We start from the raw sequence: 13,533 nt of genomic DNA on the forward strand, positions 1-13,533 counted from the left end.
ATAGATGACTGTTGCTATGAACACGAATACTTCTGCACACGCGGGCGGCATCTCGCCCCACCTCAAGGACTTGGAAGACGAGTCCATCCACATCCTGCGCGAGGTGGCGGGGCAGTTTGACAAGATCGGGCTGCTGTTCTCCGGTGGCAAGGACTCCTGCGTGGTGCTTGAGCTGGCGCGCCGCGCGTTCGCGCCCGCGGCGATGCCGATTGAGCTGCTCCACGTTGACACGGGCCACAACTTCCCGGAGGTCATCGAGTTCCGCGACTCCATCGTCGCCGAGTACGGGGTGCGCCTGCGTGTCGCCAAAGTCCAGGACTGGATCGACCGCGGGGACCTCGTGGAGCGCCCGGACGGCACCCGCAACCCCCTGCAGACCGTCCCACTGGTGGAGACCATCGCCGAGGTCGGCTACGACGCCGTTCTTGGCGGGGCGCGCCGCGACGAGGAGCGGGCGCGCGCGAAGGAGCGGGTCTTTTCAATCCGCGACACCTTCGGTGGCTGGGATCCGCGCCGCCAGCGCCCCGAGCTGTGGGATCTCTACAACGGCGAAAAGCTCCCGGGTGAAAACGTGCGCGTGTTCCCCATCTCCAACTGGACCGAGGCCGATGTGTGGGAATACATCGGCGCGCGCGGGATCCAGCTGCCGGAGATTTACTTCGCGCACGAGCGCGAGGTGTTCAATCGCGATGGAATGTGGTTGACGGCGGGCGAGTGGGGCGGACCGCGCGAGGGCGAGAAGCTCGAGGTACGCCGCGTGCGCTACCGCACGGTGGGCGACATGTCGTGCACCGGCGCGGTTGAGTCGGACGCGACGTCGATTAGCGCCGTGCTCGCGGAGATCGCCAACTCCACCTTGACGGAGCGCGGAGCCACGCGTGCCGACGACCGACTGAGCGAGTCCTCCATGGAAGACCGCAAGAAAGAGGGGTACTTCTGATGAGCGCCACTGAACTTCTCGCCCAGCGCCAGACGCTGCGCCTGTGCACCGCCGGTTCCGTCGACGACGGCAAGTCCACCTTCGTCGGGCGTCTGCTGCACGACACCAAGAGCGTGCTCGCTGACCAGCTCGCGTCGGTGGAGCGCACCTCCGCCGACCGCGGCTTCGACGGCCTCGACCTCTCCCTGCTTGTCGACGGTCTGCGTGCCGAGCGCGAGCAAGGCATCACCATCGACGTCGCCTACCGCTACTTCGCCACCGACAAGCGCACCTTCATCCTCGCCGATACACCGGGCCACGTGCAGTACACGCGCAACACGGTCACGGGCATGTCCACCTCCCAGGTCGTGGTCTTGCTTGTCGACGCCCGAAACGGCGTGGTCGAACAAACCGTGCGCCACCTCAACGTCGCCGCCCTGCTCGGCGTGAGAACCGTGATCCTCGGCGTGAACAAGATCGACCTGGTCGACTACTCCGAGGAGATCTACAACACCATCAAGGCTGAGTTCGAGGCCAAGGCCGCCGAGCTCGGCATCGAGGACCCACACGTGGTTCCCATCTCGGCGCTCAAGGGCGACAACGTGGTCGAGCGCTCCGCGCACATGGACTTCTACACCGGCCCGACGGTGCTGGAGCTCCTTGAATCCATCCCCGTCACCTCCGGCCGCGCGCTCGAGCTCGACTTCCGTTTCAACATCCAGTACGTGCTGCGCGAGCACGCCACTGACTACCGCGCGTACGCCGGGCGGGTCAACGCCGGCAGCGTGACTGTCGGCGACACCGTCCACGCCGGCGGGCGCAGCACCACCGTCACCCACATCGACACCGCTGACGGGGAGCAGGAAACGGCCCAGGCCGGCGACTCCGTGGCCCTGCGCCTGGCCGACGAAATCGACCTGGTGCGCGGCGAGCTGATTGCCGGGGCAAACCCGCCCGAGCATGTGCGCGAGTTCGTGGCAACCGTCGTTGGCCTGACGGAGAAGAACATCTCCGCGGGCCAGGCTGTGAAACTGCGGCTGGGCACCTCGCTTGTGAGGGCGCGTGTGGTGAGCGTTGATAAGCTGATCGACATTGATTCGGCCGATGGCGATGTCGACTACCCGGACGCCTTCGGTCTCAACGACATCGCCCACGTCACCATCCACACCGCGCAGGAGCTGCCGGTGGAGGATTACGCCGCGCGCGGTGCCGTGGGCAACTTCCTGCTCATCGACCAAGCCTCTGGCAGCACACTTGCCGCGGGTCTTGTGGGAACGCGGCTGAGGTAAGCGCGATGCAGGCACTGATCACCCTGTCACACGGCTCGAGGCACGACGTCGCCCAGCGCGGTGTCGAACGCCTCACCGCGGCAGCGGCGATCACGCTCGGTGTCGAGGCCGTCGACGCGCACCTCGAGTTCAACACCCCCGACCTCGCAGGTGCCGCCGAGGTCGCGGCGGATGCGGGCTACACAAGCGCCGTAGTCGTGCCGCTGTTGTTCACCCGCGCCTTCCACGCCACCGTCGACGTTCCGGCCGCGCTGCGCGAAGCCCGCGCCGCGACCGGCGTGCAGCTCACGTTGGCGAACGGCCTCGGCCAGGGCGCCGACATTGTCAATGTGCTCGCCCGGCGGGTGTGGCGCGATTCGCCGCCATCGGTTCCGGTGATCCTCTACCCCGTGGGTACGTCCAACCTCGAGGCGGCGGCGCGCACCACGGCCCTCGGAGCCGCGCTGGCCGAGAAACTCGACCGCGAGGTCACCGTCGTCCCGGCAACCGGTGCTGGTGACCTCATCGGCAACCCGGGCATTGAAGCCGCCGCGCGGGATCGGGAACGAATGCACCTGCTTCCGTTGTTCGTCACCGACGGACTCCTGCTCAACCGCGCAACGCGCGACCTGGGGCGCATCCAGGACGCAACAGGCGCGATCCTGACCCACTCGGCACCACTGACCACAGATCTGTCGGACATTGTCGCTTCGCGTTACCGCGAGGCCCTAAGCGAAAGCTCGGATCCCACATGAACAACCTCACGACGCTGATTCTCATCGCGCTCGCCGGCCTCGCGGGCCAGCTTGTCGACGGTGGCCTCGGCATGGGCTTCGGCGTGACATCCACCACCATGTTGGTGATGCTCGCCGGCCTCGGTCCGGCACAGGCGTCTGCGGTAGTCCACACCGCTGAGCTGGGAACGACGTTCGTCTCCGGCATCTCTCACTGGCGCTTCGGCAACGTCGACTGGAAGGTCGTCGCCTCCATCGGCATCCCGGGCGCGGTCGGCGCTTTCGCCGGCGCGACGGTGCTGTCGAACCTCTCGACGGAAGCGGCGAAGCCGATCATGTCCCTGATACTCGCGCTGATAGGCGCGAACCTGATGCTGCGCTTCTCCCGCGGCCTGACCAGGCGCAAGCTCGGCGTCAAACCGCACTCCCGCGGCTTCCTCGGGGTCCTGGGCCTCTTCGGCGGCTTCGTCGACGCCACCGGTGGCGGCGGATGGGGCCCGGTGACCACCTCGACGTTGCTGTCCGCGGGTCGCTCCGAGCCGCGCCGGATCATCGGCACCGTCAATACCGCCGAATTCTTTGTCACCTTGGCTGCCACGTTGGGTTTTGTGCTCGGTATGTGGGACGACCTCGTGGCTAACCTGGCCGCCGTGGCTGCGCTGTTGATCGGCGGCGTCATCGCCGCGCCTCTGGCCGCATGGTTGGTCACCCGCCTCAACCCGATTCTGCTGGGCGGAATCGTGGGCACGCTCATCGTGATGCTGAACCTGCCGATCGTTCTTACGGCGATCGGCTTGGACAGTCACCTGTGGATCCCCCGTCTGCTGATTTTGGGCATCGGCCTGGTGCTGTCGTGGCGCGGTGTGGTCAAGGCGCGCCAGCACTCCAAGGCAGCCTCGGACCGCGAGCGGATCGAGGCTGCCCCGCACGCCCCCGAGAGCGTGGAAGACCACGCGAAGTCGCGCTAGGGAAGCCGACCCTGATTTTCAAGGCCACTCATCTCTCCCGGGTAGAGTAACGGTTGCATAACGCACCCCGATGTATAAGCGAATATGCACGGATGACGGGAGAGATCATTGAGAGTATTTTCGCGGCGCGTCGCGGCAGTAGCCGCAGCCACGGCGCTACTGGCGGCAACCATGGGTTGTACGGCGCACGCCTAGGAAGTGGCCAACGGCAGCTCGGCCCTGGTGGCGCCGCTGACGGTGAACGGGCTTGATGCCCGCGCGATGGGCGACTACGTTCCGCCGCAAGCTGAGCTCGACGCCGCGTTCGGGTGTGCGCAACCCACGGCCGACCCGGCCGCGAAGAAGACGGTGGTCCTCGTGCCCGGTGTGGGGGAGTCCGTCCACGCCGCTTTCGCGTGGAATTACATCCCGCAGTTGCGTTCATAGGGTTACGACGTCTGCTGGGTGCAGCCCCCGCACGGCGGCCGCGGCGACCTCACGCAGAGCGCGTTGTACGTGGCCAATGGCATCAAGGCGGCGCACGAGCGTTCGGGCGACAAGGTCGCCGCTATCGGGCACAGCGCCGGCCCGCCCGCCATCATGTGGGCGTTGCGCTACGACGCCGAGGCCGCCTCGCTTGTCGACGACTTTATTTCCGTGGCCGGGGCAAACCGCGGCACGGCCCTCATCGAGCCTGTCTGCGGGGCGGTGGGCAACTGCCCCGTCATCGCGTGGCAAATGTACCCGAACTCTGATTTCGTCCAGGCGCTTCACGCACAGCCGCTTCCCGATTCGGTGGACGTCACCAGCGTCTACAGCCTGACCGATGAAGGCATTCAGCCAGCTACGCAGGTGAGCTCGATATCCTCGGCGGCGAACATCGCCGTGCAGGATGTCTGCCCGACTCACCTGGTGGGGCACATCGGGATCTTGAGCAGTAACGCCGCCTACCAGTTGATCCTCGACGCCTTGGAGCACGAGGGGCCGGCAGATCGGACGCGCGCCGCTCAAGCGACTGAATACAGCCAGTACTTCGCACCCGGGATTGAGCCGAGCAAGCTGACCGAGTTGTTGCCGGCGATCGGGGAGTATCTCGCCGCGCTCGGTGAGCCACGCTACGCATCGCAGCCCCCGCTGCCGAGCTACGCCCAACCTGATGTGGCAAACCCGCTGCGCCCGGACGAGCTCGCCGATGGGTCAAGTGAGCGCTTCAGCTCGGCGGGTCAGGGGATCGCTGCAGCGGTTGCGGGAAGTGCACAAAGCGCCATCGACTAAGCGCGTCAGCTCTAGCGCGCAGAAAAGGCCAACCCCGCGGGGTTGGCCTTTGTTGGCGAGTAAGAGACCCGCCGAAGCGCGTCAGCTCTAGCGCGAGAACTCCTTGACAATGGCGTTGTTGAACGCTGGGAGGTCCTTCGGGGTTCGGGAGGACACGAAGCCGGAATCGACGACGACCTCTTCGTCCACCCAGGTCGCGCCGGCGTTGCGCAGGTCCGTCTGCAAGGACTTAAAGGAGGTCAGAGTGACATCCTTGATCACGTCGGCGTCGGTAAGGATCCAGCCGCCGTGACAAATCACGCCGACGGGCTTGCCCGCCTCGCGCAGCTTCTTCACCAGCTCGACCGCATCCGCGTCGGTGCGGATGGTATCGGCGTTGCTGGTGCCGCCCGGGAGAATAAGTGCGTCGTAATCGTCGGCCTTTGCATCTGCGCTGGTGACGTCGACGGTAACCTTCGTGCCGTTCTTGCCCTCGATCTCACCTGACTCGGTGGAGATGACGTGGGTCGTTGCACCCGCGGCCTCGACAGCCTCTTTCGGGGAGGTCAGCTCGGAGTCCTCGAATCGGTTCGTTGCGATGATTGCGATACGCTTGCCATTAAGATCAGCCACTACATAAATCCTTTCTTCTGGTTTCTTCTTCCCATGGTAGGCGAAAACCCGGTGTCGCGCATTGCGGGATGCTCGCCACCGGGTTTCATCGGTGCATAGACGAGTTACGCCTCCGCGTCCTTGTCTACGGGCTCTGTAGCGCGCGACCTGCCCGGGACTTGGCGGTCGTATTTCTTGGACGGTGCCTTCTTATCGGATGGAATGCGGGTCGAACCGGCTTTGGTCGCACTCTTGTCGCTTTTGCCCAAGCCGGGGCGGGCGAGGGAGCGCATGCGCTCGCGCACGGCGAGGAAGGCCTCCTTAGAGTCCAGCGTCTGGCTTTGTTGCGTAGCTATTTTGATGTCGTCGGCTGAGATGTGGCCCGCGCGCAGCGAGACCATTTCCGCCCAGTAGCCGAGGAACACAGCGGCCACCGCTGCGACCGGCACGGCGAGGAAGGCGCCGATGATTCCGAACAGTGTGCCACCAAGAGCGACGGAGAGCAGAACGACGGCAGCGTGTAGTCCCATGGCGCGCGATTGCAGGATCGGCTGCAGCACGTTGCCCTCAATCTGCTGAACTGCAATGACGAGCAGCAGAACCAAAATCGCGTTGGTGAAACCGTTGGACACTAGGGCGACAACTACTGAGAGAGCACCGGCGGTAAACGCGCCGATGATGGGGATGAAGCCCGCGAAGAAAGTGACCACCACGAGCACCGGCCACAGCGGGACGCCCAGCAGGATGAGGCCGACCCCGATAAACACGGCGTCGACGGCGGAAACGATCGCCTGGGTGCGGATAAATCCGGACAGGGTGTTCCAGGAGCGCATCAAGACCTCGGTGAGGTGCCAGCCGGCGCGCACACCAGAGTACTTTCGCACGAACGGCAGGAACTGGTCGCCGTCTTTGAGGAAGAAGAATGTCAGAATCAGTGTCAGCACCAATGTGGTGCCCACGCTGGCGACTGCGCCGAGACCACTGAACACGCCTGATGCGATGTTGGAGGCCTGGCCGCGCATGAACTCGGTGAACTGAGCAACGCCTTCCTGGACCCGCTCCGCCTCGATAAATCTGAGGTTCTCCTCAGTCAGGCGGAGAAGTTCGTTGAATCCTGCTTGGGCTTGGACGATGAGGGCGCCGCCTTGATCGCGCACAATCGGCGCCATCGCGGCGATGATGCCGCCGATGATGGCGAAGGAGAGGACGAGGACGACGAGGACGGCCAACGCTGACGGCAGGCCGACACGGCGCAGTGCACGTACCGGGGGCCACAGCACTGTACTGATGATGAGCCCCAGCAGGATGGGCAGTAACCCGAACCAGACGTAACGCAGCAGGTAGAACAGAAGCGCCGTGGCTGCGACGATAATGATGAAGCGCAGTGCCCACGCTGCCGCCGCTCGGCCGTCAGCTGCGATGACGTCGCCGCGGTCAATCTCCTGGCCGGAAAGTTCCTGGGCGGCGTCGGCCGGGGTGGGGTACATTTCCGGCTCGTCGGCCGGCGTGTCTAGCGCGCCGACGAAATCGCGATCGTTCTTAACTGCCTGCGGGTCACGACTCTTGTCGCCCGATGAGCCCTGTTGGGGTCTGTTGTTCACCCGATTGGTATCCACGGTAAGTAATCCTGCCACAAGGTGGCTCCAAACAAGCCCCGGTGAATCAGCCGATTGCGCACGCCACACCCGCTAGTGTAACCTCGGTCACAGTCCATAGTTTTGCTAGAAAAAGGAGGCGGGAGTGACTGTCTATCCCAACCCGGGTACCCAGGGTTCAAAGGTCAGCTTCAAAAAGCGCTACGACAACTACATCAACGGTGAGTGGGCCGCGCCCGCAATGGGGCAGTACTTCGACAACATCACCCCGGTCACCGGGGAGGTGTTCTGCCAGGTTGCACGAGGCACGGCCGCCGACGTCGACAAGGCGCTGGATGCCGCGCACGCCGCTGCCCCCGCCTTCGGCGCGACGACCCCGGCGGAGCGGGCGCGGCTGTTGAACAGGATCGCCGACCGGATGGAGGAGCACCTCGAAGAGCTCGCCGTCGCGGAAACGTGGGAGAACGGAAAGGCCGTCCGAGAGACGTTGGCGGCGGATATCCCCCTGGCCATCGACCACTTTCGCTACTTCGCGGGCGCGATCCGCGCCCAGGAGGGCAGGTTGTCGCAAATTGACGACGACATGGTCGCGTACCACTTCAATGAGCCTCTGGGCGTGGTGGGCCAAATCATCCCGTGGAACTTTCCGCTGCTGATGGCGGTGTGGAAGCTCGCGCCGGCACTCGCCGCCGGCAACGCCGTGGTGATGAAGCCGGCGGAGCAAACCCCGGCGTCGATCCTGTACCTGATGGACCTCATCGGAGACCTCATCCCGGCCGGCGTGGTCAATATCGTCAACGGCTATGGTGACGAGGCCGGCGCCGCCTTGTCCGGTTCCGACCGGATTGCCAAAATCGCGTTCACGGGCTCCACCGAAGTGGGCAAGATCATCAACAAAGTGGCCGCGGACAAGATCATTCCGGTCACGCTCGAGCTCGGTGGCAAATCCCCGTCGATCTTCTTCGCCGACGTCATGGATGCCGATGACGCGTTTCGGGCCAAAGCGGTCGAAGGTTTCGCCATGTTCGCCCTCAACCAGGGGGAGGTGTGCACCTGCCCGTCACGGGCGCTGGTGCACGAATCCATCGCCGACGAGTTTCTCGCCCTCGGGGTAGAGCGGGTCAAGCAGATCAAGACCGGCAACCCCCTGGATACGGACGTGCAAATGGGCGCTCAGGCGTCGCAGGAGCAGATGGGCAAGATCACCAGCTACCTCAAGCTCGGTCCGGAGGAGGGTGCGGAGACGCTCACCGGGGGCAACATCAACCGCATCGACGGCCTCGACGGCGGCTTCTACATCGAACCGACCGTGTTCAAGGGCACCAACGACATGAGGATTTTCCAGGAGGAGATCTTCGGCCCTGTGCTGTCCGTGGCCACGTTCAAGGATTTCGACGAAGCGATCTCCATCGCCAACGACACGATCTACGGCCTCGGCGCCGGCGTGTGGTCGCGCAACGGCACCACCGCCTACCGCGCGGGTCGGGCCATCCAGGCCGGTCGCGTGTGGGTGAACCAGTACCACTCCTACCCGGCGCACGCGGCATTCGGCGGGTACAAGCAGTCTGGTATCGGCCGGGAGAACCACCTGATGATGCTGAACCACTACCAGCAGACGAAAAACCTGCTTGTTAGCTACGCGGACCAGCCGACGGGACTGTTCTAAACGCCGGGCCGTTCGGACCGCTGCGCGGCGGCAACAAAGATTTTTTCGGGCTGCGGGAACAAATCTTGTCGGCGCCCTGTTAGATAGGTTGAGCGTGATCAACTCAAGGTTCTGAGTCTGGTATGTATACTGGGGTCAGAAGTTGAGTCAAGCGCATTCAACTTAGGAACAAACTCTATCTAACAAGGAGACTTACATGTCACGTGCAGTAGGCATCGACCTCGGTACCACCAACTCCGTCGTCGCGGTACTTGAGGGCGGCGACCCCGTCGTCATCGCCAACTCCGAGGGTTCCCGCACCACCCCGTCGGTTGTCGCATTCGCGAAAAACGGCGAGGTCCTCGTCGGTCAGTCGGCCAAGAACCAGGCTGTGACCAACGTCGATCGCACCATCCGCTCCGTCAAGCGCCACATGGGCGAGGACTGGACGGTTGACATCGACGACAAGAAGTACACCCCGCAGGAGATTTCCGCCCGCACGCTGATGAAGCTCAAGCGCGACGCGGAGGCCTACCTCGGCGATGAGGTGACCGACGCCGTCATTACCGTCCCGGCGTACTTCGAGGACGCCCAGCGCCAGGCCACGAAGGAAGCCGGCCAGATCGCGGGCCTCAACGTCCTGCGTATCGTCAACGAGCCCACCGCCGCAGCGCTGGCATACGGCCTGGAAAAGGCCGACAAGGAACAGACCATCCTCGTCTTCGACCTCGGCGGCGGCACCTTCGACGTGTCCCTGCTCGAAATCGGCGACGGTGTGGTCGAGGTGCTCGCCACCGCCGGTGACAACGAGCTCGGCGGCGATGACTGGGACCAGCGCATCGTTGACTGGCTCGTCGATAAGTTCAAGGCCCAAAATGGCATTGATCTGACCAAGGACAAGATGGCCCTGCAGCGCCTGCGTGAGGCCGCCGAGAAGGCAAAGATCGAGCTGTCCTCCCAGCAGCAGTCCTCCATCAACCTGCCGTACATCACCGTTGACGCTGAGAAGAACCCGTTGTTCCTCGACGAGACGCTGACGCGCACCGAGTTCCAGAAGATCACCTCTGACCTGCTCGATCGGACGAAGGCCCCGTTCCACCAGGTGATCAAGGACGCCGGCATGTCCGTCGGCGACATTGACCAGGTGGTCCTCGTCGGCGGCTCGACCCGTATGCCCGCCGTCGCTGACCTGGTTAAGGAGCTCTCCGGCAAGGACGCCAACAAGGGTGTTAACCCGGACGAGGTCGTCGCTGTCGGCGCTGCCCTGCAGGCCGGCGTCCTGCGCGGCGACGTCAAGGACGTGCTGCTTCTCGACGTCACCCCGCTCTCGCTCGGCATCGAGACCAAGGGCGGCGTGATGACCAAGCTCATCGAGCGCAACACCACGATCCCGACGAAGCGCTCGGAGACCTTCACCACCGCTGAGGACAACCAGCCGTCGGTGCAGATCCAGGTCTTCCAGGGCGAGCGTGAAATCGCCTCCGCGAACACGCTGCTCGGCTCGTTCGAGCTCGGCGGGATCGCGCCCGCACCGCGCGGCGTGCCGCAGATCGAGGTCACCTTCGATATCGACGCCAACGGCATCGTCTCTGTCTCCGCGAAGGACAAGGGAACCGGCAAGGAAAACACCATCACCATCCAGGACGGTTCCAAGCTGTCCCAGGAGGACATCGACCGCATGATCAAGGACGCCGAGGCTCACGCTGACGAGGACCGCAAGCGCCGCGAGGAGCAGGAGACCCGCAACAACGCGGAGACCATGGCGTACCAGACCCGCAAGTTCATGGATGAAAACACCGACAAGCTGCCGGAGGACCTCAAGACGCGTGTGAGCGCCGCAGCCGACGAGGTTGACGAGGCCCTCAAGGGCGACGACCTCGAGGCAATCAAGTCCGCGGTGGAGAAGCTCACCACCGAGTCCCAGGAACTGGGCAAGGCTCTCTACGAGGCCGAGGCCAACTCCGGCGCCACCCAGGCTGACGTCCCGGCCGACGACAACGTCGTCGATGCAGAGGTCGTCGAGGACGACGCCGAGGAGACCGGCACCACCGGCGACTCCGACAATAAGTAAAGGACGTAACTGATGACGAACCCGACCAACTCTCAGATGCCGGATGACCCCGGCGCTCCAGAGAACACGGACGAGCAGTACGTCTCCCCCGACCAGGCTGAGACCCTGGCGGACGAGGCGGCTGAGTCCGCGGCGCTCGATGCGGACGAGGACCCCCTCGGGGACATCACCGACGCCGAGATCGAGGACGCTCTGGCGAGCGAGGTCAACCCGGATGCCGACGGTGACGGAGTGATCTCGGAAACCGAGCTCAAGCTCGCGGAGCGCACCGAAGACTTGCAGCGGGTGAGCGCCGAGTACGCGAACTACCGGCGCCGCACCGAGCGCGAGCGTGGCCAGATCGCCGAGCAGGCGAAAGCGCGCGTGCTCTCCGACATGCTGCCGCTTCTCGACGACCTCGACCTCGCCGAGCAGCACGGCGACCTCAATGAAGGTCCGCTGAAAGTGTTCGCGGACAAGTTCCGCTCCGCGCTCGGCAGCCACAAGGTCGTCGCCTTCGGCGAGGAGGGCGAGGACTTCGACCCGGAAATCCACGAGGCGGTACAGGACCTCTCCGAGGGCGACACGAAGGTTCTCGGGACCGTGCTGCGCAGGGGATACCGCGTCGGCGACCGGCTCGTGCGCAACGCCATGGTCATCATCACCGACCCGGCCGACCCAGCTGGCGGCACTGGAGCTTAACCCCTCCACTTAAAGGGTTGAGATGGCCGGGGACTGAGGACACGCCAACGCGGGGCCTCATCCCCGGCCTTAATCACGATTAGATTCAACGAAAACTACTTAGCCCCAACACACACAAACTGATCACGTGAAAGGAGGCTGTGACATGGCGATGCAGCAGGACTGGGTGAACAAGGACTACTACGGCGACCTCGGCGTCTCATCGACGGCGAGCGCCGCTGACATTAAAAAGGCGTACCGCAAGCTCGCGCGCGAGAACCACCCTGACAGCAACCCCGGTAACAAGTCAGCGGAGGAAAAATTCAAGCGCGTAGCCGAGGCGTACGACGTCATCGGCGACGAGGCGAAGCGCAAAGAGTACGACGAGTTGAAATCTATGGTGAACTCCGGCGGCTTCGGCCGCTTCGGAGGGGCAGGAGGCTCGGGCTTCCCGGGCGGGTTTCGCTCCACGTCGACGCAAGACTTCGACCTCGGCGACATCTTCGGATCAGCCGCATCTCGTGGACAAGCTGGAGACAGCGGCCTTGGTGATATCTTCGGTGGCTTCTTTAACCGCGGCGGCGCTGCTGGCAGGAATGCTAGGCCGACGCGGGGGGCCGACGTCGAAACGGAAATAACCCTCGACTTCCGCGAGGCGGCGAAGGGCACCACCATCCCGGTGGAGCTCACCGGCGACGCGCCCTGCACCACCTGCCACGGCTCCGGTTCGAAGTCGGGCACGACAACGACGTGTTCGCAATGCTCGGGCACCGGTTACCTCCGCGAGAACAGCGGAGCATTCGGCATGGCGCGGCCCTGCCCGCAGTGCGGTGGCACGGGCGAGATCATCGAGGATCCGTGCACTACATGCTCGGGGACAGGAACCGTGCGGCGCAGCAGGTCTATTACGGTGCGCATCCCGCCGGGGGTGATCGACGGGCAGAAGGTGCGCCTTGCCGGCCAGGGTGAAGCGGGTCCGAACGGCACGCCGGCGGGCGACCTCTTCGTCTCCGTCAACGTGCGCCCGGATGCGGTGTTCACGCGCACCGGCGACGACCTTGAGGTCACAGTGCCGGTGAGTTTCAGCGAGCTCGCACTCGGCGGAACCGTCACCGTACCGACGTTGGACAACCCGGTTAAGGTCAAGGTGCCGGCCAACACCCCGAACGGCCGGACGCTGCGTGTCAAGGGCCGCGGCGTGCCCAAGAAATCGGGTGCCGCGGGTGACTTGCTGGTGGCCGTGGAAGTGGCAGTCCCGTCCCATCTAGACGCTGCCGCGACCTCGGCTCTGCGCGCCTACGCGCAGGCCGAAAAGGATTCCGGCTTCGACCCGCGCGCCGGGTGGGCCGGGTTGAAGTAAGAGGAAGGGGGGTGCCAATCTACGGTGGCTTACCACAGCGATGACCAGGAGTACTTCGTCATTTCCGTCGCCGCGGAGCTGACTGGGATGCACGCCCAGACGCTGCGCACTTATGACCGGATGGGGTTGGTGACTCCGATGCGCACGAGCGGCGGGGGGCGTCGCTACTCGCGCCGAGACATCAGCCTGCTGCGTCGCATCCAGTACCTGTCCCAGGAAGAGGGCGTCAACCTCGCGGGCATCAAGACGATCATTGAGCTCACCAGCCAGATCGAACAGCTGCAGGAGGAAAACGACGAGCTTCGCCGCCGCGCCGAGTCCGCTTTCCGACGCGGCGGGGAACTCGTTCACGTGCCCCGCTCAACCGCAATCGTGGCGTGGGATCCGAACATGCGTCGCCGCGGACGCTAAGGCATGAAAAAACTGCACCGGGAGGTTCCCGGTGCAGTTTTTCGTTGCTAGTGTTTA

The 13,533-nt window shown here is 64.5% G+C and carries 13 protein-coding genes; 11 read left to right on the top strand and 2 right to left on the bottom strand.

Annotated elements, in window-relative coordinates; translation table 11 throughout:
- The first annotated feature begins 16 nt into the window (after positions 1–16).
- The 6 genes from cysD (at position 17) to HMPREF0298_RS07260 (ending at position 5,143) form a co-directional block, all read left to right on the top strand.
- Positions 17–940 (top strand): sulfate adenylyltransferase subunit CysD, encoded by a 924-nt coding sequence (gene cysD / locus HMPREF0298_RS07235; RefSeq protein WP_006840489.1) that lies wholly within the window; start codon positions 17–19, stop codon positions 938–940.
- Entirely contained in the window at positions 940–2,208 is a 1,269-nt protein-coding gene (locus HMPREF0298_RS07240; protein WP_006840490.1) for a sulfate adenylyltransferase subunit 1, read from the top strand. Before cysD ends, HMPREF0298_RS07240 begins: the two co-directional genes overlap by 1 nt.
- Before the next feature lie 5 nt (positions 2,209–2,213).
- Positions 2,214–2,942 carry a sirohydrochlorin chelatase gene (locus tag HMPREF0298_RS07245; protein ID WP_006840491.1) on the top strand — a complete coding sequence of 243 codons (729 nt, stop codon included), beginning with the start codon at positions 2,214–2,216 and terminating at the stop codon, positions 2,940–2,942.
- Entirely contained in the window at positions 2,939–3,889 is a 951-nt protein-coding gene (locus tag HMPREF0298_RS07250) for a sulfite exporter TauE/SafE family protein (RefSeq protein ID WP_006840492.1), read from the top strand. The genes HMPREF0298_RS07245 and HMPREF0298_RS07250 overlap by 4 nt, the downstream gene beginning before the upstream one ends.
- Positions 3,890–4,087: 198 nt before the next feature.
- Positions 4,088–4,315: a hypothetical protein gene (locus HMPREF0298_RS07255; RefSeq protein ID WP_006840493.1), complete on the top strand. Its 228-nt coding sequence runs from the start codon at positions 4,088–4,090 to the stop codon at positions 4,313–4,315.
- An 18-nt stretch (positions 4,316–4,333) separates the two neighbouring features.
- Positions 4,334–5,143 (top strand): alpha/beta hydrolase family protein, encoded by an 810-nt coding sequence (locus HMPREF0298_RS07260; protein WP_006840494.1) that lies wholly within the window; start codon positions 4,334–4,336, stop codon positions 5,141–5,143.
- 87 nt (positions 5,144–5,230) lie between these two features.
- On the opposite strand, the gene HMPREF0298_RS07265 is transcribed toward HMPREF0298_RS07260, so the two are convergent.
- Positions 5,231–5,755 carry a type 1 glutamine amidotransferase domain-containing protein gene (locus HMPREF0298_RS07265; protein ID WP_006840495.1) on the bottom strand — a complete coding sequence of 175 codons (525 nt, stop codon included), beginning with the start codon at positions 5,753–5,755 and terminating at the stop codon, positions 5,231–5,233.
- 104 nt (positions 5,756–5,859) lie between these two features.
- Positions 5,860–7,221, bottom strand: a complete 1,362-nt coding sequence (locus HMPREF0298_RS07270) for an AI-2E family transporter (RefSeq protein ID WP_157464429.1) — start codon at positions 7,219–7,221, stop codon at positions 5,860–5,862.
- A 253-nt stretch (positions 7,222–7,474) separates the two neighbouring features.
- Between HMPREF0298_RS07270 and exaC the strand changes: the two genes are divergently transcribed.
- The 5 genes from exaC to HMPREF0298_RS07295 all read left to right on the top strand — a co-directional run bounded on the left by exaC (position 7,475) and on the right by HMPREF0298_RS07295 (position 13,476).
- A complete protein-coding gene (exaC, locus tag HMPREF0298_RS07275; RefSeq protein ID WP_006840497.1) occupies positions 7,475–8,995 on the top strand; it encodes an acetaldehyde dehydrogenase ExaC in 1,521 nt (506 codons plus the stop codon).
- Between the two features lie 196 nt (positions 8,996–9,191).
- Complete coding sequence (gene dnaK / locus HMPREF0298_RS07280; RefSeq protein ID WP_006840498.1) at positions 9,192–11,045, top strand: molecular chaperone DnaK; 1,854 nt, start codon at positions 9,192–9,194, stop codon at positions 11,043–11,045.
- 12 nt (positions 11,046–11,057) lie between these two features.
- Positions 11,058–11,726 (top strand): nucleotide exchange factor GrpE, encoded by a 669-nt coding sequence (gene grpE / locus HMPREF0298_RS07285; RefSeq protein ID WP_006840499.1) that lies wholly within the window; start codon positions 11,058–11,060, stop codon positions 11,724–11,726.
- Between the two features lie 145 nt (positions 11,727–11,871).
- Positions 11,872–13,065, top strand: a complete 1,194-nt coding sequence (gene dnaJ, locus HMPREF0298_RS07290) for a molecular chaperone DnaJ (protein WP_006840500.1) — start codon at positions 11,872–11,874, stop codon at positions 13,063–13,065.
- A 24-nt stretch (positions 13,066–13,089) separates the two neighbouring features.
- Complete coding sequence (locus tag HMPREF0298_RS07295; protein WP_006840501.1) at positions 13,090–13,476, top strand: heat shock protein transcriptional repressor HspR; 387 nt, start codon at positions 13,090–13,092, stop codon at positions 13,474–13,476.
- The last annotated feature ends 57 nt before the right edge of the window (positions 13,477–13,533 follow it).

The sequence above is a fragment of the Corynebacterium lipophiloflavum DSM 44291 genome (genome assembly GCF_000159635.1).
Classification (GTDB): domain Bacteria; phylum Actinomycetota; class Actinomycetes; order Mycobacteriales; family Mycobacteriaceae; genus Corynebacterium; species Corynebacterium lipophiloflavum.

Excerpts from the sequence above, each read along its gene's own strand:
- cysD (WP_006840489.1), top strand. The coding sequence starts at position 17 with ATGAACACGAATACTTCTGCACACGCGGGCGGCATCTCGCCCCACCTC.
- HMPREF0298_RS07240 (WP_006840490.1), top strand. The coding sequence starts at position 940 with ATGAGCGCCACTGAACTTCTCGCCCAGCGCCAGACGCTGCGCCTGTGC.
- HMPREF0298_RS07245 (WP_006840491.1), top strand. The coding sequence starts at position 2,214 with ATGCAGGCACTGATCACCCTGTCACACGGCTCGAGGCACGACGTCGCC.
- HMPREF0298_RS07250 (WP_006840492.1), top strand. The coding sequence starts at position 2,939 with ATGAACAACCTCACGACGCTGATTCTCATCGCGCTCGCCGGCCTCGCG.
- HMPREF0298_RS07270 (WP_157464429.1), bottom strand. The coding sequence starts at position 7,221 with ATGTACCCCACCCCGGCCGACGCCGCCCAGGAACTTTCCGGCCAGGAG.
- dnaK (WP_006840498.1), top strand. The coding sequence starts at position 9,192 with ATGTCACGTGCAGTAGGCATCGACCTCGGTACCACCAACTCCGTCGTC.
- grpE (WP_006840499.1), top strand. The coding sequence starts at position 11,058 with ATGACGAACCCGACCAACTCTCAGATGCCGGATGACCCCGGCGCTCCA.
- dnaJ (WP_006840500.1), top strand. The coding sequence starts at position 11,872 with ATGGCGATGCAGCAGGACTGGGTGAACAAGGACTACTACGGCGACCTC.